The organism is Streptomyces lucensis JCM 4490, assembly GCF_014650035.1.
In the GTDB taxonomy this organism is placed as follows: domain Bacteria; phylum Actinomycetota; class Actinomycetes; order Streptomycetales; family Streptomycetaceae; genus Streptomyces; species Streptomyces lucensis.
On the sequence record NZ_BMUE01000003.1, the window covers coordinates 194128 to 214068 of the forward strand.

General features: G+C 71.9%; 13 protein-coding genes. 5 read left to right on the forward strand and 8 right to left on the reverse strand.

From position 1 onward, the window contains the following. Nucleotides 1-27 precede the first annotated feature (27 nt). On the reverse strand, nucleotides 28-1032 hold the full coding sequence (locus tag IE177_RS08850) for an Lrp/AsnC family transcriptional regulator (protein ID WP_190014486.1): 1005 nt from the start codon (nucleotides 1030-1032) through the stop codon (nucleotides 28-30). Between the two features lie 154 nt (nucleotides 1033-1186). Here IE177_RS08850 and IE177_RS08855 point away from each other — a divergent pair, with 154 nt between their 5' ends. Next, nucleotides 1187-2074 carry an SAM-dependent methyltransferase gene (locus IE177_RS08855; protein WP_190014488.1) on the forward strand — a complete coding sequence of 296 codons (888 nt, stop codon included), beginning with the start codon at nucleotides 1187-1189 and terminating at the stop codon, nucleotides 2072-2074. Between the two features lie 140 nt (nucleotides 2075-2214). Here IE177_RS08855 and IE177_RS08860 read toward each other — a convergent pair whose 3' ends face one another. Beyond that, the gene (locus IE177_RS08860; protein ID WP_190014490.1) at nucleotides 2215-4188 is read right to left on the reverse strand and encodes an AfsR/SARP family transcriptional regulator; all 1974 of its coding nucleotides are present in this window, start codon (nucleotides 4186-4188) and stop codon (nucleotides 2215-2217) included. A 1038-nt stretch (nucleotides 4189-5226) separates the two neighbouring features. Continuing rightward, on the reverse strand, nucleotides 5227-6333 hold the full coding sequence (locus IE177_RS08865; protein WP_190014492.1) for a saccharopine dehydrogenase NADP-binding domain-containing protein: 1107 nt from the start codon (nucleotides 6331-6333) through the stop codon (nucleotides 5227-5229). Between the two features lie 1104 nt (nucleotides 6334-7437). On the opposite strand from IE177_RS08865, the gene IE177_RS08870 reads away from it, so the two are divergent. The 4 genes from IE177_RS08870 to IE177_RS08885 all read left to right on the forward strand — a co-directional run bounded on the left by IE177_RS08870 (nucleotide 7438) and on the right by IE177_RS08885 (nucleotide 12943). Further along, a complete protein-coding gene (locus tag IE177_RS08870) occupies nucleotides 7438-8043 on the forward strand; it encodes a response regulator transcription factor (RefSeq protein ID WP_190014493.1) in 606 nt (201 codons plus the stop codon). A gap of 550 nt (nucleotides 8044-8593) precedes the next feature. Next, complete coding sequence (locus tag IE177_RS08875; protein WP_229815952.1) at nucleotides 8594-10354, forward strand: ABC transporter ATP-binding protein; 1761 nt, start codon at nucleotides 8594-8596, stop codon at nucleotides 10352-10354. Beyond that, a complete protein-coding gene (locus tag IE177_RS08880) occupies nucleotides 10351-12066 on the forward strand; it encodes an ABC transporter ATP-binding protein (protein ID WP_190014497.1) in 1716 nt (571 codons plus the stop codon). Before IE177_RS08875 ends, IE177_RS08880 begins: the two co-directional genes overlap by 4 nt. 115 nt (nucleotides 12067-12181) lie before the next feature. Continuing rightward, on the forward strand, nucleotides 12182-12943 hold the full coding sequence (locus IE177_RS08885; protein ID WP_190014499.1) for an SDR family NAD(P)-dependent oxidoreductase: 762 nt from the start codon (nucleotides 12182-12184) through the stop codon (nucleotides 12941-12943). A 111-nt stretch (nucleotides 12944-13054) separates the two neighbouring features. On the opposite strand, the gene IE177_RS08890 is transcribed toward IE177_RS08885, so the two are convergent. From IE177_RS08890 to IE177_RS08910, 5 genes are all read right to left on the reverse strand, one after another. Continuing rightward, entirely contained in the window at nucleotides 13055-14560 is a 1506-nt protein-coding gene (locus tag IE177_RS08890; RefSeq protein WP_190014501.1) for an APC family permease, read from the reverse strand. Nucleotides 14561-14649: 89 nt separating this feature from the next. Further along, nucleotides 14650-16347, reverse strand: a complete 1698-nt coding sequence (locus IE177_RS08895) for a fatty acyl-AMP ligase (protein WP_190014503.1) — start codon at nucleotides 16345-16347, stop codon at nucleotides 14650-14652. After that, nucleotides 16344-19076, reverse strand: a complete 2733-nt coding sequence (locus tag IE177_RS08900) for an aminotransferase class III-fold pyridoxal phosphate-dependent enzyme (protein ID WP_190014505.1) — start codon at nucleotides 19074-19076, stop codon at nucleotides 16344-16346. Before IE177_RS08900 ends, IE177_RS08895 begins: the two co-directional genes overlap by 4 nt. Beyond that, on the reverse strand, nucleotides 19073-19333 hold the full coding sequence (locus IE177_RS08905) for an acyl carrier protein (RefSeq protein WP_190014507.1): 261 nt from the start codon (nucleotides 19331-19333) through the stop codon (nucleotides 19073-19075). The genes IE177_RS08900 and IE177_RS08905 overlap by 4 nt, the downstream gene beginning before the upstream one ends. A 32-nt stretch (nucleotides 19334-19365) precedes the next feature. Next, a complete protein-coding gene (locus IE177_RS08910; RefSeq protein WP_190014509.1) occupies nucleotides 19366-19932 on the reverse strand; it encodes a 4'-phosphopantetheinyl transferase superfamily protein in 567 nt (188 codons plus the stop codon). Nucleotides 19933-19941: the final 9 nt, after the last annotated feature.

The following is a 19941-nucleotide window of genomic DNA, read 5'->3' on the forward strand; positions in this document are numbered from 1 at the left end:
AAGTGACGGAAATCGACACCCAGGCGTCTACCGTGACGGAAACGGGGAGCTGCGTACGGGAACGAGACGGCCTGCTCGTTTCACCGACTGCAGTACCGGCGCGCTCTCCACATGACTCACGGTCCTCAGCGCGCCGATGCGTGTGCTCAGGTAGTCGTAGAAGGCGTCGATGTCCCTGCACACGAGGAACGCCACCAGGTTCGACTGCCCGGACGTGGCCGCCGTGAACACCACCTCGGGGTGGTGGGACAGCTCCTCGGCGACCCCGACCAGTTCGGCCGGCGGTACGGTGAGCCAGAGCATGATGTCCGCCTCGTACCCGAGCAGCGTGGCATCGATCTCGACGTCGAAGAACAGTGCCCGCATCTCACGCAGGTGTTCCAGCCGGCGCCTCGCGGTCGACTCCGACCATCCCGTGGCGAGGGCGAGTTCGGCGTAGCCGGCCCGGCCGTCCGAGGCGAGCGCCGCCAGCAGTTCGGCGTCGCCCTCGCGCATCTCCACACGCGCGCTCCGCGGCGGCGGCTCGGGCAGCCGGGGCCGGAGCAGTTCCGCCTGCTCGTCGGTGAGGGCGTGGGTCTTGCCGTGCCAGCCCGTGGGTCCCCCGAAGAACGTGTGCAGGATGTAGTGCGCGGAGATGTCGACCACCCGGGGCGTGCGCGGGAGTTTCTGCAGTAAGAGCGACGCCCCCTCGGCACGGTGCGGGGCACGTGTCAGACAGACGATCTCGGTGCCGCCCGCGGTGAGACTCACCCACGAGGTGTCGTCCCGGCGGGCCAGGGCGCCGGCGACGCCGGCCGCGGTGTCCGGGGTGCACCGGACCCGCACCAGCCATTCGATGTGCCCGAAGCGCCGGGCGTCGGGCAGCCCCAGCACGCGCATCGCCCCGGATCCGCGCAGCCGGCGGTAGCGCCGTGCCACGGTCTGGTCGGAGACGCCGAGGACCTCGGCGATGAACTTCAGCGGTGCCCGCCCGTCGAGCTGCAGGGCGTGCACCAGGCGGCGGTCCAACTCGTCCAGTGGGTCGAATTCCATCTGCGGCAGGCTAGTTGATGTCGCCATCGGGCACGAGGGCCACGCTGGGTGGCGCCTTCCTCCGGCAACGCCGAACATCACGGAGCAGGTGGCGCCGCCCGGCGCGGGTGGCCCGCGGCCCCGGCCGGGGCCGGTCGCGTAGGAAGGGACGGGCATGCTCGTGGAGGCAACGCATCCGACAAGGGGCCGCAGGGCCGCCGTACCGGGCCTGCCGGCCGGTGTCGGTCTCACGGCACTGTGCACGGCCAGGGAGCGGGGCGCGGAGAACCGCCGTCCCGACCGGCTCTTCGAGGACCGTGTCGCGCAGACGCTGACGGAGGTGATCGACCGGTCCCCCCGGGCGGCCGGCCGGACGGAGGGGCCAGCCGTCGCGGACCGGGCGTCCATGCGGGACTTCGTCGCCCTGCGCACCCGGTTCTTCGACGAGGAACTGCGCGCCGCGTCCGAGCGATGCCGTCAGGTGGTGCTGCTGGGTTCGGGGCTGGACTCCCGGGTCTACCGTCTCGACTGGGCGCGCGGCACTGAGGTGTACGAACTGGACCGCGGCGACGTCCTGCGCTTCAAGCACGGCATCGTGGCCAGGACGGGCGAGCCGCCCCGCTGCGCGTGTGTGGAGGTGGGCGCGGACCTGCGGGGCGACTGGCCGGGGGCGCTGCGGGCCGCGGGCTTCCATCCGTGGCGGCCCACGGTGTGGTGCGCGGAGGAGCTGCTGCCCTATCTGAGCCGTGCCGAGAACGACCGGCTGCTGAGCGGCATCACGGCGATGTCGGCGGCGGGCAGCCGGCTGGTGGTGGATCACTTCGACAGGGCGCTGCGGGGCTCGGGACGTCTGGCGCCGGCGACCGAGGTGTTGCGGGCGGTCGGCGCGCACTGGCGCTCCACCCTGGAGGTTCCCGACGCCTGGCTCGCCCCGCACGGCTGGTCGTTCGGCCTGACCGATCCGGCGGAGCTCGCCCGCCGCAGCGGGCGGGAGGTGCCCGGCCTGCTGGGCGCGCACGCCGGCGGCGACGGGCACATGTGGCTGATCAGTGCGGTGCGATGACCACCCCGGACGGACCGTGGCCCGGCCGCCGTGCGCCGCTGCCGGGCACCCCGGCCTCCCCGCGAGCCACGGCGCCGGCCGGGCCCGCGGAACGCTTCCCCCCGTTCCCCCGGCCTGCGCCCACCGGCGCGTCCGGGGCCTCAGAACGCGATGGCCCGTGCCTCCCGCCAGGCGTGGTCCCCGCTCGCGGACCGCGAGGCCGGAATGGCCGTCTCCAGCCGGACCATCCGGTCGAGTGCCTCCTGCCGGCGGGCCGGCGGCTCGCGCTGCGCGCACTCGGCGGCGTAGACGCCGATGAGGCTGTTGAAGCGGTACCGATGGCCCGGTTCCTCCTCCAGCAGGTGGTTGGCGACCAGGAGCGCGAGCAGCCTGCGGGTGGTCTCCCAGTCCGTGTCCGCGAGCGTGGCGGCGACCTGGACCGTGAACGGACCTCCGTGCAGGCCCAGATGGCGGAACATGCGCGCCGCGTCGGCGGACAGCGCCTGGTACGACGCCTCGAAGACACTGCGCATGCTGGCCGCCGCGTCGTCCTTCACCGTGAGCCGGTCGAGCCGGCCGTGTTCGGCGGCGTACTGCTCGACCAGCGCGCTCAGCGGCACTCCGGGGCTGGCGGCCAGCCCGTCGGCGACGATGCGCAGCGCCAGCGGCAGCCCCCCGCACAGCGCCACCAGGCGCGCGGTGGCGCCGGCCTGGCCGTCGAGCCGTCCGCCGCTGAGACCGGTGAGCAGCTGCGCCGACTCCTCGTCGGCGAGCGGTCCGATCGTGACCAGGTGGGCACCGTCCCGCGCCGCGAGTCCACCGAAGCGCTGCCTGCTGGTCGCGAGGACGCAGGACGAGCCGCGCGGGATGAGGGGCCGCAGCTGGTCGGCGCTCGGCGCGTCGTCGATGACCACCAGCATGCGCTGGCCGTGCAGCAGGCTGCGGTAGAGGGTGGCGCGGGCGGCCAGGCCCGCGGGGATCCGCGAGGCGTCGACGCCCAGACTGCCCAGGAGCTGGCCCAGGGCGTCCCCGGCGCTCACCGGGGTGCCCTGCAGCCCGGTGCCGCGCAGGTCCACGTACAACTGGCCGTCCGGGAAACGGTCGATGAGACGGTGTGCCAGTTCCAGCACGAACGCGGACTTGCCGACCCCGGCCGGGCCGTCGACCACCGCCACCGGTGTCGTCGCTCCGTGCCGTGCGCTCTCCTCGCTCAGCACCTGCTCCAGCAGGGCCAGTTGCCTGCCCCTGCCGACGAACCCGCGTGCCAGGGGCGGAAGTTGCACCGGCTTGGGAGCGACACGGAGCGGGCTCGCGCGGCCGGCGACCAGTACGCGGGTGGGGTCCCCGCCGGGCGAGCGCAGCTCCGGGTGCCCGGAGAGGATCTGCTGGTAGAGGTTGCGCAGGTCGGCGCCGGGCTCTATGCCCAGCTCGCTGCTGAGCAGCCGCCGGGTCTCCTCGTACAGCCGCAGGGCGTGGGCCTGCCGGCCGCTGCGGCAGAGCGCCAGGATCAGCAGCCAGCGAAGCTTCTCCCGCAGCGGCTCCTCGGACACCGCGCCGGTCAGTTCGGTGACGACCTCGGCGTGCCGTCCGACGGCCAGCATGTCGGCGGCCCACTCCTCCACGGCCGTCAGCCGCAGATCGCGCAGCCGGGTGCGCTCCATCGCCGCGAACGGGCCGGGTACTCCGGAGTAGGCCTCGCCGTGCCAGAGCGACAGCGCCTGCTCGTACCGCCGCAGAGTCGCGTCCACGTCACCCTCGCCCCGCGATCTACGCGCGTCGCCCAAGTCCCGGGCGAAGAGGGCGGCGTCGACGTCCACGGGGTCCAGCCGCAGACAGTAACCGCCCGACTCGGAGGTGAGGACCGCGCCCGCCGCCCTCCGTCCGCGTCCGGGCTCCAGGGCCCGGCGGAGCCCGCCCACGTATGTGTGCACACCGTTGGCCGCCGTCTGCGGCACGTCACTGCCCCAGAGGGCGTCCACGATGTTCTCGACGCCGACTACATCGTTGGCGCGGCTCGCGAGCAGGCCCAGCACGGCCCGCTGTTTGGGCGGGCCCAGCGCCACCTCCACCCCCTTCCGCCAGGCACGCACCGGCCCTAAGAGCTGAATGCGCAGGGGTCCTCCCGTGGTGGCCATGGGTCATTCGCCTCCCTGAAGTGGTGTTCCGTCCGTTCCCGTACCGACTCCCCCACAGCGGCACGACGGGTGGTCGGCCCGCCGCGCCGATGTCACCGGCCGGTTCCGCGGCACCTGGCCACGCGCGCCCCGGCGACGGGGACGCGGACACAAGACCTGGGCTTCTCGCCGTCCTCCCCCGGCACCCGGCCCCGTCGCTCGACGACGGCGGCGCCCCTGCCGGCTTCCTCGGCGCCGTTTCCATTCCCGTGGGCCGGAATACGCCGAGACGTAAGGAGTAATTCAGTCGTCAATCGGCTGGATATCGACCGGCACCCGGGTTCCCCACACACAAGCTGTGTGATAAAACTATCGGAGGTAATGGATCCGTTTTCGATATCGAGGGATCTCGCCGCACTCCCGCCACCATCACATGCCCGTCGATTTCCATATCCCCCCTCCGAGCATGGGCGATCACATCGAGGTTTCACCCGAGGACATATCGGCCGGCAGCGGACCGGCCCAAGAGGTTCCTCATGAGCGAGCCGCGCCGCGCGGCCCGCGCTCACACGAAGAGGACGCAGCGTTGCGTCGTGACACCGGGGCAGTGGGCATGGACCTGAGCGACGCTACGAACACCCTGGTGAGAGCATCGACAGGGCGCCCCGGTCCGGGCGTCGTCCGAGGATGCGGGTACCGCCGACCACCACACCCCGGACATGCGCACCGACGTGGCCGACGCCACTCACCCGTGCGAACCGCGCAGTCAGATTAGCCAGGAGGCGTTGGCCGAATCAACACCTGATTGAAATAGCTACTACCGTCTCGCGGTGGCCGGCGAAGCGTCCGAGTGCCAGCGAAGGTGCCGGACGCACACGCGTCTGCGCAGGTACTACAGGGCCCTCGAGCAAACCAATGGTCAAGAATCTACTAACCACGTTTCCCCCCGTTTTTACCCGAAAGCCTGTACGTAGGGTCACAGTAGCGGCGCCGTGTCTGATTGTCACCCCCACCATACTCGGCGACAAAGAGGACTCAAGAGCGACACGTCGCGCCGGATCAGCGACTTCTGAACGAACCGGGCGCCGCGGAGGTGGTCTGCCGCACGCTCACACCGGGTACGCACCGTCGCAGCCAGTCGGCCACGGCCTGCGGCGACAGGACCGACGAAGCCTCGTGCGCCCCGCGCAGCACCTGGCCGTTGCTCACCGCGGCGGCGGCGAACGCCCCGACGGCGCCGGCCAGTCGTGAGCCGTCCTCGACACGGACGAGAACCGTCCGGGTGACGGCGTTCCCCTCCTGGTTGACGCCCTCCAGGCTCCCCCACAGCACGTGGTACGGCGTGCGGCCGGCCACGTCGCGGACGCTGGAACGCACCAGCTCCTCGGCCCGCACGCCGACGTCCCGCACCGTGAGGTGGCCATCGCGTGAACAGTTCAGGACGCCGGGCAGGGCGGGACCGTCGAAGGCGTGGTACCAGCGGGCCTCTTCCAGACCGAGTTCCCGGGCCCGGTCTGCCAGTTCCCCGGTCAGGAACGGATGCGCGACGAGCGGCCCGGACACGCCGGGCACCAGGAAGTTCTCCTGGACCCCGGCCGCCGTGTGCACCGCCCCGCCCCGCCACACGGCCCTGGGGACGCCGTCACCGTGCTCCATGCTCAGCAGGTGATCGACGGCACCGGCGCGGGTGAAGGCGCCCCGGCGGGCGTAACAGCCCGTGAACTTCCCTCCAGGGCAAAGGCCTTGGGCCAGCAGACCCGGAAGGAGACCGGACAGTCCGGGCGCCAGGCCGGCCGCCGACACCGCGGTGCGTCCCGGCACCGGATCGATCGCGCGGCCGTGACCCATGACATGCACGTAGTCCGCGCCCGCGGCGAACACGGCGCGGCTGGCCCGGTCGGCCAGCAGGTGCGCCGGCCCCGAACAGTCGAGCACGGTACGGCAGCCCTGGCTGAAGCGGACGACGCTGTCGGTGTCGGTGGCGTCCACCGTCGTGGCCTCGGCGCGCACGGTGAGCCGTGCGGCGCAGGCACGCGCGGCGTCGCCGTCGCGCCCGCCGATCCGCAGCCGGAACCGGCCGTGGGTGGCGAGGCTGATCGCCGCGCTCCGGCCGACCGAGCCGTAGCCGCCGATGATGCCGATGAGAGGGGTGCGCTGGGGGCTCATGCCGTGCCGCCTGCGGTGAGTTGGGGAGCATGCTCCGGGACACATGGTGCTGTGCCCCTCGCTCCGCCGTGCCGGCGGACCCGGACGGGTCAGGCCAGGACGGTGTGGGGGCGCAGGCCAGCTTCACACGTGGTGTGCGGTGACGGACCCGGTCAACGGCGGCTCCTGGCCACCGCCCGGACCGCCTTGGTCCCGCTCCGGCAGGCGTGCCGGCCGGTGACCGCGGACGCCGGACACGGGCGGCCACGTGCCGAACGCGCTGCCCGGAGCGGGGTCCGCCGGACGGGGCCGGCACGGTGCGGCGGGTCGGCCGGCAGCTCATCGGGCCGGCGGCGGGTTGGCCTGAAAATCCCTGCTCAGTAGAGGAGTTGACCAAGATCTGCGGACTCCCGCGGCCGGCCGTGCACGCTCGCGGGAGTACCTCACGGCCGGTGCGTACGGCCGTGTCGTCCATCCAGACGGCATACATACTTCCCCCAGCGGGGCTGTCCCAGAATGACGACGCCTGCGCCGGACGACCTTCGCGCGCAACTGACTGATCCCTCAGCAAGCCCTAGGGGACGCACATGCTCGCGTTGGACCGTGACGAGACCGGCACCGAACCCGCCGGCCCGCCTCCGCCCACGGCGAAGGGGGTCGGTCACGCGACCGGGAGGACCGGGTCGTCCTCGACGAACAGGTGCCGTGGCGACGGGCCGGACGGGGCCGGCCCGGCCCGTGGCACACCGGACGCACCGGACCAGGTGCACCCCGCGGACAGCAGCCTCTGCTGTGGCGGTGACGGACTGCTCGACTCCGGCCGGCCGCCGGCCCGGCCCGGGGAAGCACAACGCACGCGGCATTGACGGACATCGATGTTCAGCGTGCCCGCCGGACCGGACGCACACCAATCCTGACCGGAACCAATCTCATCGCACCGACCGTCTGCATCTCAGTGGGTGTCAACGAACGGAATCGTTTCGCCAGGGCAGAGCTGCACATTCGCACGTTGTGCGAAGTAGGACTGCGGACCGAGATTCTGAATTCTGCACATGCCTGCGGTTCGGACTCGAGTTCTACGCCGCAGCCCTGCGGGGCGGACGACGAACTAAATTGGGGGATCGAGTGGGAATCGATGTAGTGGTGTCCGACGACCTGCACCTGTCCCGTTTCGCGCTCACCGCTTTACTCGAGCGCCACGAGGAGATCCGCGTGGTCGGAACCGCGGACAGCAATCTCGACGCACTGGAACTGGCCGAGATACACAGGCCGGACGTCGTCGTCATCAGTTTCGAGGGCGCGGACAGTGACGCGCTCGCCATCGCCGAGAAGATCGCCGGCCTGCCGGGGTGCCGCAGCATGCTGCTGGCGACGGCCTTCACCCGCTCGGTCGTCCGCCAGGCCTTCGCCGCCGGCATCGGCGGCATGGTCAAGCGCAGCGTGCCTCCCCGCCAGTTCTTCGAAGCCATCCACCGGGTGCATCACGGTGAGCGGGTCTTCGACGTGGAGCTGACGGTCGCCGCCCTCGGCAACGGGGACTGCCCGCTGACCCTGCGGGAGTTCTCCGTGCTCGAGTACGTCTCGCGGGGTGACACGGTGGTCGAGATAGCGTCACGGCTGCACCTCTCCCAGGGGACCGTGCGCAACTACCTTTCTTCCATGGTTGCGAAACTCGGAGCCCGCAACCGAATCGACGCCTTGCGGATAGCCCGCGAAGCCAACTGGATCTGATCTCCGCGAATTGCGGGTGACGGTCGCCGGGAATGGGATCCCCCTATTCTCGGCGACCGGCCACGATAACTTCACGCGCATCCTCCGTCAACTACGCGCCGGGCGACGGGCACACTTCGGCGCCCGGCCGGATGCGGGACCAAGATTTACCACCGGCACACCGCCCGCGCAATGTCCCGCGGATCGCGCGATGTCACCGCCGCCGAATGAGATTCTAATAATCGGCCGGGCGATTTTCACTTCCGCCGCCGGAGGCTGGCCGATTCGAAGCGTTCCCGCCGGCCCCGGTTCTCCTTCCCGGCCGCAGCGTGACAGCGGCGGCCTCCCCGGCAGGCGGGCCCGGCCGCCCGCACCGCCACCGGCCGGAAACCGACCACCACCCCGCCGGGCGATCCCCGACAGCGACGGCGCATCAGGCCAGGGGCGCGGTAGAGTAATATTCGTACGCGTTTCAAAACCCGAGGGGAGAGCGATGAGCGCGAGCGTCCCTGTCGAGGCGAGCGATCGGTCCAGGTCGTTACCGGAAGCCGGCTCCGCAGCGGAAGAGAACATGGGGCAGTTACTGCGCCCCTATGTCGGGACCTTCGCGACCGTTGCGATCCTGCAGGTCATCGGGGCCCTGGCGGGCCTGGCACCGCTGCTGGCGGTCGTCGAGCTGGGCCGCAGCCTGTTGGCGCCGGGCCCGGCCGACCACGACCACGTCTGGAACGTAGTGATCGTTGGCGCCGCCGGCCTGTTCGTCCGGCTGCTGCTGACGGCGGCGTCGTCCGCCCTGGGGCACGTCCTCGACGGCCGGGTGCAGCTGTCGCTGCGCCGGCAACTGGCGGCGCGGCTCGGACGCGTGCCGATCGGCTGGTTCTCCCGGCGCCGGACCGGTGAGCTGGCCAAGCTGGTCGGTGAGGACGTCAGTGCCGTGCACCCGTTCATCGCCCACGCCCCCGGCGAACTCACGGCGGCGTTCGTGGTGCCGCTGGCGTCGCTGATCTACCTGTTCACCATCGACTGGCGGCTCACGCTGATCACACTGGCGCCGGTGCTGGTCGCCATCGCGCTGGTCCCCCTGATGGAGACCGACGCCCGCAAGCGCGAGCAGCAGGAGTTCGACGGGGGCATGGCCCGCATCTCGAGTTCCGTCATCGAGTTCGTGCAGGGCATCTCGGTCGTGAAGGCCTTCGGCGGATCCGGCCGAGCCCACCGCAAGTTCCTCACCGCCGCGGACGACTTCGGCGGCATCTTCTACCGGTGGGTGCGCGGCATCGCCAGAATCGGCGCCGCGATGCAGACGGTGCTGTCACCGCCGTTCGTGCTGCTGGTCGTCCTGCTCGGCGGTACGCCCCTGATCACGAGCCACCACATGGCCCCGGCCGACCTGCTGCCCTTCCTGCTCCTCGGACTGGGCCTGACCGCACCGATCGGCGCTCTCAGCCACGGCTTCGACGACCTGCAGGCCGCCGGGCGCGCGGTCGGCCGGATCAAGGAGGTGCTGCGGGAGGAGCCGCTGGCCGAACCCGCGCACCCGGTCGCCCCGCAGGGCCACCGGGTCGAACTGCGTGACGTCCGCTTCGGGTACGACGACGGCCACGAGGTGCTGCGCGGGATCGACCTGGTGCTCGAACCGGGTACCGTCACCGCGCTCGTCGGGCCGTCGGGAAGCGGCAAGTCCACGCTGGTCCAGCTGCTGCCGCGGTTCTTCGACCCGACCCACGGCTCGGTCTCCCTGGGCGGTGTCGACCTGCGCGAGATCGGCAGCCGGGAGCTCTACCGCAGGGTCTCGTTCGTCTTCCAGGACGTCCGCCTGCTGCGCGCGTCGGTCGCGGAGAACATCGCCCTGGCCGTACCGCACGCCGACCTCGACGACGTGGTCCGCGCGGCCAGGCTGGCGAACATCCACGACCGCGTGTGCGAACTGCCCCGCGGCTACGACTCGGTGATCGGCGAGGACGCGGGGCTCTCGGGCGGCGAGGCGCAGCGGATCGCCATCGCCCGCGCGTTGCTCGCCGACACACCGGTGCTCGTGCTCGACGAAGCCACCGCCTTCGCCGACCCGCAGACCGAGCAGGCGGTGCGCCAGGCCCTGGCGACACTCCAGGGCGACCGGACCGTGCTGGTCATCGCCCATCGCCTGGAGACGGTCGCCGACGCCGACACCGTCGTGATGCTGGACGGCGGGCAGATCGCCGAGCGCGGCAGGCCGGCCGAACTCCTCGCCCGGGGCGGCAGGTTCGCCGCGTTCTGGCAATCCCACCGGTCCGCGGCCGGTGACGGGGTCGAAACCCACGGCGGCGTACTGCAAGGAGACGAACGGCGATGATCCGACTGCTGTTGCGCGTGCTGGGACGCGAGTACGCCCGGCCGTTGCGTCGCACGGTGGCCCTGATGGCGACGACCGCGATCGTCGAGGGTCTGTCCTACGCCCTGCTGGTCCCCGTCCTGCGGGAGCTGTTCGGCAGCTCGCCCGGGGACGCCTGGCCCTGGCTGATCGGGTTCGGGGCCTCGGTCGCCGTCTACGCGGCGCTGCGCTACGCCAGCGACCTGTCCGGATTCCTAGTCGCGGCCGGGATGCTGCGCGGCCTGTACCACCGGTTCGGCGACCACCTGGCCAAGCTGCCGATCGGCTGGTACAGCGCGAGCCGGCTCGGCGAGGTGTCCGTCCTGGCCAGTCGCGGTGTCCTGCAGGCCATGGGGGTGATCGCCCATCTGCTGGCACCGTTCGTCTCCGCATGTCTGACCCCGCTGACCATCGTCGCCGTGATGCTCGCGTTCAACTGGCAGATGGGGCTGGCCGCGCTGGCCGCCGCACCGGTCGTGGCGGCGATCCAGGTCTGGACGGGGCGTTCGATGGCCGCCCGCGACGCGGAGCGCACCGAGCGCGACCACGAGGCCACCGGGCGGGTCATCGAATACCTCCAGGCCCAGCCCGTGCTGCGCGCCGGCGGCCGTACGAACGAGCGCTTCGGACTGCTGGACGACGCGCTGAAGGGAGTGGAGCAGGCGTCCCGGCGGGCGACGGTGTCGTCGCTGCCCGGCACCCTGGGCCTGAACCTGACGGTGCAGGCCATGTTCACCGGGCTGCTGGCCCTGGGTGCCTATCTGGCGCTCGGCGGGGACATCGGGGTGGCGGAAGTGCTGACGATCCTGGTCCTGGCGGCCCGCTGCGCCGATCCGCTGCTCTCGCTGTCGGAGACCGGCGGAAAGCTGCGCGGCGCACGCTCCGTTCTCGCCGGACTGGACGCGGTGCTGCAGGCCGAGCCGCTGCCGGAGGCCACCGACCCGGTCCGGCCGGCCGGCCACGACCTGGAGCTGGAGTCCGTCGTGTTCCGGCACGGCGACCGCACGGTGATCGACGCGATGTCGCTGTCCGTGCCGCAGGGTCAGCGGCTGGCCGTCGTCGGGCCGTCGGGCACGGGCAAGAGCACCCTGCTGCAGTTGCTCGCGCGGTTCTACGACGTCGACGCGGGCGTGGTCCGCATGGGCGGTGTGGACGTGCGCTCCGTCCAGCCCGAGGTGCTGATGGAGCAGATCGCCATCGTCTTCCAGAACGTCTACCTCTTCGACGGCACGATCGAGGAGAACGTGCGGCTGGGCCGTCCCGACGCCACCGAGGAGGAGGTGCGGGCGGCGGCGGCCGCGGCACGGCTCGACGAGGTGGTCGAGCGGCTGCCCGGTGGCTGGGAGGCGAACGTCGGCGAGGGCGGCGCCCTGCTGTCGGGCGGTGAACGCCAGCGCGTCTCCATCGCGCGGGCCCTGCTGAAGGACGCGCCCGTCGTGCTGCTGGACGAGGTGACGTCCGCGCTGGACCCGGTGAACGAGGCGGCCGTCCACGACGGAATCGAGCGCCTGATGGCGGGCCGCACGGTGGTGATGGTGGCGCACCGGATGCGGACCGTCCAGCGCGCCGACCGCGTCGTCTTCCTGGAGGACGGCCGGATCGCGGAGGAGGGCAGCCACGAGGAACTGCTGCGCCGCGGGGGCCGCTACGCCGATTTCTGGAGCATCTCCATGGCACCCGCGGCGGGCGACTGAGCCGGGCGGACGCACTGGGGTCACGGTGGTGTACGGCGTCCGCGGCTGCCGCGGGCGCCGTACCGGCCGGAGCACGGCACACAGCGAACCAACCGAGCAAACAGGGGGAACGCACGTGGACATCCAGGGGAACGTGGCCCTGATCACCGGCGGCACGTCAGGTCTGGGCATGGCGACGGCACGCCGTCTGCTGGACGCCGGGGCCCAGGTGGTGCTGATGGGCCGCTCGCCGGAGCGCGCCGAGAAGGCCGCCGCCGAGCTGGGGGGCGCGGTGACCGTGGTGGGCGACGTGGCCGATGAGGCGGACGTCCGCGCCGCGGTCGAGGCCGCGACCCGGCTGGGCCGGCTGGGCATCGCCGTCAACTGCGCGGGAACCGCCCGGATGGGCAGGGTGCTGGGGCGTTCGGGGCCGCTGGCCCTCGAATCGTTCGCCCACGTCGTCCAGGCCAATCTGACGGGCACATTCAACGTGGTGCGGCTCGCCGCCGAGGCGATGGCGGGGAACGACCCGCAGGACGGCGACCGCGGCGTCATCGTCTGCACGGGGTCCATCACCGCCTTCGACGGTCAGGAGGGACAGGCCGCCTATGCGGCGTCCAAGGCCGGGATAGCCGGGATGACCCTGCCGATCGCCCGCGATCTGGCCCGGTACGCCATCCGGATCGTGACGGTGGCACCGGGTCCCTTCGAGACCCCGATGCTGGACGGAGCGTCGGACCAGCTGCGCGACATGCTGCTCCAGGGGACGGTGCACCCGCGACGGCTGGGCAATCCCGACGACTTCGCCTCGCTCGTGGCCCATGTCGTGGACAACCCCATGCTCAACGGCGAGACCATCCGGCTGGACGGGGCCACCCGCCTGGGGCTGCTCCGGTGACCTGCCCACCGGCTCACGGGCCCCGCTGCCGCCCGTCCGGACGGACGGGAGCGGGGCCCGGCCGACCCGCCGGGCCCCGCTCCTCGGGCTGTCGCCCGGTGCCGCTCGTGCTCAACTCCCCGTCGGTACGGCCTCGGTGACAGTGCGCCCGGCGAACTCGACCGGCTCGCCCCGCCGGGTCTCCACGCCCGCCAGGCGCGCATAGCGCTCGGGGTGCGCGGAGCGGATCCACAGGGCGTACGCGGGCCCGAGCACCGCTCCGACCAGGATCAGCCAGGGCAGGGAGTCCACCACCGGGTTCTTCGTGCCGGTCATGGTGTCGAAGTTGATCACGACGAGGGACGTGGCGACGGCGAGCCCGGCGAAGCCGAGCGCCGGTGCGAGCGCCGTACGCCACCAGTGCCGGTCCGGCCTGCGCCAGAAGTAGCCGATGACCGACAGGCACGCCACGGCCTGCAGGAAGATGATGCCGAGCGTGCCGAGGCCGAGCATGCTGGTGGTCAGGCCTAGGTAGGGATCGAGTCCGGCGACCGCGAAGACGGCGGCCGTGACCAGGCTGAACGCCGTCTGCGTGAGGCTGGCCCGGTACGGGGAGGCGTACCGGGCGTGTGCCGTGCCGAGGACCCGCGGCAGCACTCCCTCACGGCCCAGCACGAACATGTAGCGGTTCGCGGCGTTGTGCAGGGCGAGCCAGCCGGCGAACAGGCTCAGGCACAGCAGCACCTGCATGGCCGTGGTGAACGCCTCGGTGAGGTAGTCGTCGCTCAGGCTGAAGAAGAGGTCGCCCAACTGGGCGCCGGCCACCTTCTGGATGCTGTGCGGGCCGACGGCGCCGACCGCGATCCAGCTGATGAACCCGTAGAACAGGGCGATGAGCGATATGGAGATGTACGTGGCGCGGGAGACGCTCCGCTCCGGGTTGTGCGCCTCCTCGCCGTACAGCGCGGCCGACTCGATCCCGATGAACGAGATGAACGCGAACATCATGGAGACGCCGATGCCGGAGCCGGAGAGCGTGTGCGGGCTGAAGGACGTGCCCGGCAGCGCGGCGGCTCCGTGCCGGACCAGCACGGCCGCGGCCAGGAGCAGGAGGATGCCCACCTCGCAGCACATGGCCACGCCGAGCACCCGGACGCTGAGGTCGATCTGCCGGTACCCCAGCACCGCGACCAGGAGCAGGCCGGCCGCCGCCCATGCCTCCCACGGCAGGTCGAGCCCGTGCGAGGCGGCGACGAGCTGGGCGAAGTAGGCGAACGAGCCGAGCAGTCCGACGGACGCGGTGTTGTAGGCGACCACGGCGATGAGGCCGCCGGCCACCGCGGGCGGCCGGCCCAGGCCGCACGAGATGTAGGTGTAGAAGCCTCCCGCGTTGACCACCCTGCGGCTGATCGCGGCGTAGCCGACGCAGAAGCACATCAGCGTCAGGCCCGCGAACACGAACATGGCTGGTACGCCGGGCCCGTTGCCGAGGGCGAACGCCAGCGGCACGGTGCCGACCATGGCCGCCAGGGGAGCGGCGGCCGCGATGATCAGGAAGACGATCTTGGGGGTGGTGAGGCTGAGCGAGAGTTGCCCGCCGGCGGACGGCGGGGCGGACGGGGACGAGGTCCTGCTCATGGGTGTTCCTATCTCGACGGGTCCGGTGGCAGGGCCACCGCCCTGCCACCGGACCCCAACCGGTCTTGGCCGTACCGCTGTGCTGACCGTCAGACGCCCGGGGCGGCCGCCTGTTCGACGAACAGTTCCCGCGCCTTCGACCGCTGCAGCTTGCCGCTGGTGGTCTTGGGGATGGATTTGCGCGGAACCAGATGGATGCCGTCGGGCCGGACACCGGTCCGCGAGCTGACGGCGGCGGTGATGGACTGGCGCAGCGACGCGTGCAGCTCGCTGTCCAGTTCCGTCTCCACGATCAGGTGCAGCTCCTCCGAGTCGCTGTCCTGCGGGCGGTGCCCGACCGCGATCACGGCTCCGAGGCGGACTCCGGGCACCGTCTCGGCGGCCTGCTCGAAGTCCGAGGGGAAGTAGTTGGCGCCGCGGATGATGACCAGGTCCTTGGCCCGGCCGGTGATCCGCAGGCCGCCGTCGCGCAGGTAGCCGATGTCACCGGTCTTCCACCAGTCCGGCTCGTCGATCGCCGCGGCGGTCTCCTGCGGCAGGTCGAAGTAGCCGACCGTGCGCGAGGGGCTGCGGAACTGCACGTGGCCGATCCGGTTCTCCCCCAGCGGCCGTCCCTCGCCGTCCACGACGCGCACCTCGGTGCCGGCCACCGGCCGGCCGCAGTCGACGATCCGCAGCGCGTCCTCGTCCTGCGGGCCGGCGTCGGTCGCCGTGGCGTCGGCGGCGGCGGCTTGGCGGTCGATGGTGTCGTACACCAGCGTCTCGTCCTGCCGGGTGCTGGTGATGACCAGCGAGGCCTCGGCCATTCCGTAGGCGGGGGTGAACGCGGTGGCGGGCAGGCCCCACCGGGTGAAGCGGTCGACGAAGCGCCGCACGGTGCCGGGCTGGATTGGCTCGGCCCCGCAGAGCGCCACCCGCCAGGACGACAGGTCCACGCCGTCGAGTTCCTCGTCGCGCACCCGGGTGGTGACATAGCCGTAGGCGAAGTTGGGCGCGGCGGAGAAGGCGCCGCGGTAGGTGCTGATGTACCGGAGCCACTCGGCCGGCGCGCGCAGGAAGCGCGTGGGCGGCATGAGCACCGTGCTGCCGCCGGAGAAGACGGGGCACAGCAGGCCGGTGATCAGGCCCATGTCATGGTAGAGCGGTGCCCAGCTGACGGTGGTGTCCTCGCTCGACCAGCCGACGGCGCCGACGAACTGCTCGCAGTTGGCGGCCAGGTTGGCGTGCGAGATCATGACGCCCTTGGGCCGGCCCGTCGACCCGGAGGTGCACTGGATCAGCGACAGGTCGTCGCCCTTGGGGAGGCGTACGGGGTGTGCCGGCGCGTCGCTCGCCATGGCGCGGGCGTACAGCGCGTCGGCGTCGACCACATGGGTGCCGGAGAGGCTGGGCAGTCCGTCGATCACCGCCTTGGTGGTGATGACCGCGGCGGGCCGCAGGTAGTCCACGAGGTCCTTCAGCTGGCCCTCGAACCCCGCCGCTCCCCCGAAGGAGACGGGCAGCGAGATCGCCGTGGGCATCGCTCCGAGCAGCTGGGCCCCGAAGAAGGCGGTGACGAACTGCGGGCCCGTCTGCAGGCAGAACACCACCCGGTCGCCGTGGCCGACGCCGTACTCCGCGAGGGCGGCCGCGCACCGTGCGGCGCTCTCCACGAGAGCGTCGTACCGCAGGGGCACCTCCTTGCCCGGCTCCGGGATCAGCGTCACGTGCGATCCGTCCGAGCCGCGTTCCGCGTGTTCCACCAGGGCGTGCAAGATGCTCGGGAAACGCGGGCGAAGTCCGGTCATCCGATGTGCTCCTCGTAAGTGCTGAACTTGTCGGTGATCCACGGTTGTACGGACACGTCGTCGGAGACGATGCGGGCGGGGTGGAACCCGTGCCGGACCGCCAGGTCCCGCGCGGCCAGCACCCCGGCCGAGGTCAGGCCGCCGTACGACGGGCTCGGCGTCCCGGGTTCGAGGCCGAGCAGCATCGTTTCGGCCATGCAGGAGTACAGGATTCCCGGGGGCAGCGTGATGCCCGGGAAGTGCGGGGTCTGCATGCCGGGGAGCTGGATGCGCCCGCCGGACACCAGCGTGACGTTCGACAGTCCGGCCACCGCCGGGTGGACGTCACCGGGGACCGCGAGGTCGCAGACGAGGACCTTCCGGTCGCCGGCCAGGTGGCTCGGCAGGATCACCGGGTCCGCCGAGTTGGTGGCGCTGACCACGATCGGGCAGTCCCGCAGGGCGTCGAGACCCTCGGCGATCGACACGTCCACCCGGTGGTGGGCGAGCCGCTCGGCGACCGCCGCCAGCCGCCGGGCCGAACCGGGCCGGCCGACCAGCACCATCGACTCGCAGTGTTCGGCGATGAGTTCGGCCATCACCGCGCCGATGTTGCCGATGGCGCCGACGAGTCCGACGCGGCGTTCCCCGGCGCCGGACTCGGCCAGCTGCAGTCGCAGCAGGTCGTAGGCGCAGGCGGCGGTCAGCGAGTTGCCCGACGTCACCTTGATGTCGCTCTCGACCACGTCCCGGGCGGCGTTGGTGACGATGGACGTGTGACCGCCGAGCCCGATGACCCGGGCGCCGAGCGAGACGCCCAGTTCCACCGCGTCGAGCACCGTGCGGCGCAGCCACGCTCCCTGCCCGGCCCGCAGCGCGACGTTGGCCTGGGCGGCGGTGAAGGGTGCCGCCACCATGACGACCTCGACCTCGCCCTGGGCCTCGGAGGTGATGCGGTGCCGGGTGACCTCGAAGGGGTCGAGTTCCCCCCACATGCGGTCGAGCGCCGCCTCGCACTGTTCGTCCGACCAGTCGGCCAGCTCCGGCGCCATGTGCCACAGCTTGCTCGGCACGTCCAGGTTGGCGAGGAACGCGACGCGAGGCACACCGGGACGGAGCCCGCCGTGCTGCGCGGGGCGGTCGCGGCGGGGCGACGGCACGTGCTGCGGCGGCTGCCACGGCTCGGCGGGCGGCACGGTCAGGTGTGCCAGCAGCGTGGCGTAGTCACCGCGGGAGAGCAGGCCGGCGACGTCGTCGAAGGCGGCGGCGATGCGGTCCACGTCCGCCGGTTCGAGCAGCGCCGACGGCTGGACGCGCACCGTCGTGGGGGCGGACAGGGTGGGGATGACCCGCATCCGGTGCGTGTGCAGCAGCCGGCCCGCGATGAGGTATCCGAGCGACTCGGAGTCGATGGCCTCGCGCAGCAGACCCGACTCGGGCCGCGGCAGGACGAACTCGACGCCCAGCAGCAGTCCACGGCCGCGCACCTCGACGATGACGTCCGGCCAGCGCGCCGCCACCTCGGTCAGCCGCTCGCGCAGCAGCCTGCCGGTCTCGGTGATGCGGTCGCGGTAGGCGAAGGAGAGGTCCACGGCGGCCGTGGCGATCCTCGAGGAGAAGTCGTCGTCGGCGAAGGTGGAGGTGTGGTGGCGGCCGAACTCCGGCACGTACCGCTTCTCGTCGACCAGCAGGGCGGACACCTTGGCCAGCCCGCCGCCGAGGGACTTGGAGAACAGGTAGTAGTCGGCGGCCACGCCGGAGCCCTCGGACGCGAGGAAGGTCCCCGTGCGCCCCATGCCGCACTGGATCTCGTCGAAGACCAGCGCCGCTTCGTGCCGGTCGGCCAGTTCGCGCAGCGCGGCGAGCGTCTCGGCCGGTACCTCGTGTACCCCGGACTCGCCCTGGATGGGCTCGACGAAGCACGCCGCCACCGGCGACAGGTGGCGGGCGGCGGAGTGCGGCACTCCGGCGGCGTCGACGGTGATCGTGGAGATCTCGACGCGGTCGGCGTCGAGCGCGCCCACCACCGCCTCGGGCGTCCAGTCGCCCAGCCGGCGGTGCCGCGGTCCCGGTACCTTCAGGTCCTCGGGCACGTTGCCGCCGTGCGTCAGGGTGCCGGCGCCGGCCGTCTTGCCGTGGAAGGCATTGCGCAGCGAGACGAACACCGGTGCCTCGCGCCGCAGTTCGGCGATCCGGTCCAGGGCCTCGCCGAGCACCTCGGCGCACGGCCGGCCGGCCGCCGGCCCGCTCGCGCAGGCGACGTCCGCGAGGCCGTCCCGCCGCACGCGCCGCAGGGACAGTTCGACATCCTCCTGGAGGGCGCCGAGGCGCCGCCGGTGCTCGACCGTCGCGTGCTTCACCGCGCCCTCCACGGCGTCCGCGCCGGTGCTGCCGAGGGTGACCACGTAGCTCGCGCCGGTGGTGGCGCCGACGACCGTGGACAACCGCTCCGCCAGCTCGGCGGCGCCCGGGCGGACGCTGGCCTGCGCGTTGAACGGGATCTGCTCGTCGAAGCAGCGCCGCGCCACCTCGAGCAGCTCGGGGTGGTTGTGCCCGAACAGCGAGGACCCCGCACCGCCGACCAGGTCCAGCACCTGTTCGGTGGCCGGGGGCCCGTCCTCGGCGCCCGGCAGCTCCCGGGTCAGGTGGTCCCCCTGGCCGGCCCGGTAGACGACGTCCAGATGGAGTGCGCGGAAGAGCCGCGCGAACTCCGGCCTGGCGTACCGTGCGAATCCTGACTCGGCACTCATGCGGCACCGCCTCCTTGTCCGGCCCGCACTGCCAGCGAGGCGGTGATCTGGTCCACGACTTCGCGCAGTGTCCGCATGGAAGCCGCCTGTTCGTCCGAGATGTTCACGTCGAACACGGACTCCATCTCGACCACGCAGTCGATGGACCGGATCGAGTCGAGGCCGTAGTCGACCAGCGGAACGTCGGGGTCGAGTTCGGGTACTTGCAGTCGGCGACGGAACAGCTCGTCGACGACCTGGAGAATGTCGGGATTCATTACGTTCTTTCCCCCAGGGCGAATCGTAGAGTTCAACGCCGTATCGCCACGGCGAACGAGAGATCTGCCTCCGAGCGAACCCACACCGGTACCGGTTCGCCGCGGTAGGAAGCGACCAACGCGTCATCGGACCGGCTGAGTTCGATCCGCCAGAACAGGAACTCGCCCAGGGCGCCGGCGCCGTTCATGGCCTTGAAGGCTGCTTCCTTGACGGCGAACAGGTCACGCGGGGTGAACACCCCGACCGGCGGGAGCAGCGTGCGCCGCTCCCGCTCACGGAGGACGAACCTCGCCATGCGAGGAGTGACGGTCATGTCCTCGATGTCGACGCCGACGGCCTCGGCGCCGGGCACCACCACCGCGACCGCCAGGTGATCGGTGTGCGAGATGGACCCGGCGAATCCGCGCGGGAAGCACGGCCGGCCGTCGGGATCACGGGGTACGTCCCGGTCGGCCGACCCGGCCGAGGCCAGAGCCGCGGCCGCCGCCCGACGACCTGCCGCGAACTGCTGAGCCGGTCCGTGCGGCCAGGGCACCGGACGGCAGCCGATCACCGCGTCCGGGTCGACGCCTGCGGGAACGCGAAGCTCAGCAGCCACTGTCACGGC

What these genes read in the sequence shown, in the direction of transcription:
- IE177_RS08850 (WP_190014486.1), bottom strand. Translation starts at nt 1,032, where the DNA reads ATGGAATTCGACCCACTGGACGAGTTGGACCGCCGCCTGGTGCACGCC.
- IE177_RS08855 (WP_190014488.1), top strand. Translation starts at nt 1,187, where the DNA reads ATGCTCGTGGAGGCAACGCATCCGACAAGGGGCCGCAGGGCCGCCGTA.
- IE177_RS08860 (WP_190014490.1), bottom strand. Translation starts at nt 4,188, where the DNA reads ATGGCCACCACGGGAGGACCCCTGCGCATTCAGCTCTTAGGGCCGGTG.
- IE177_RS08865 (WP_190014492.1), bottom strand. Translation starts at nt 6,333, where the DNA reads ATGAGCCCCCAGCGCACCCCTCTCATCGGCATCATCGGCGGCTACGGC.
- IE177_RS08875 (WP_229815952.1), top strand. Translation starts at nt 8,594, where the DNA reads ATGGGGCAGTTACTGCGCCCCTATGTCGGGACCTTCGCGACCGTTGCG.
- IE177_RS08880 (WP_190014497.1), top strand. Translation starts at nt 10,351, where the DNA reads ATGATCCGACTGCTGTTGCGCGTGCTGGGACGCGAGTACGCCCGGCCG.
- IE177_RS08890 (WP_190014501.1), bottom strand. Translation starts at nt 14,560, where the DNA reads ATGAGCAGGACCTCGTCCCCGTCCGCCCCGCCGTCCGCCGGCGGGCAA.
- IE177_RS08895 (WP_190014503.1), bottom strand. Translation starts at nt 16,347, where the DNA reads ATGACCGGACTTCGCCCGCGTTTCCCGAGCATCTTGCACGCCCTGGTG.
- IE177_RS08900 (WP_190014505.1), bottom strand. Translation starts at nt 19,076, where the DNA reads ATGAGTGCCGAGTCAGGATTCGCACGGTACGCCAGGCCGGAGTTCGCG.
- IE177_RS08905 (WP_190014507.1), bottom strand. Translation starts at nt 19,333, where the DNA reads ATGAATCCCGACATTCTCCAGGTCGTCGACGAGCTGTTCCGTCGCCGA.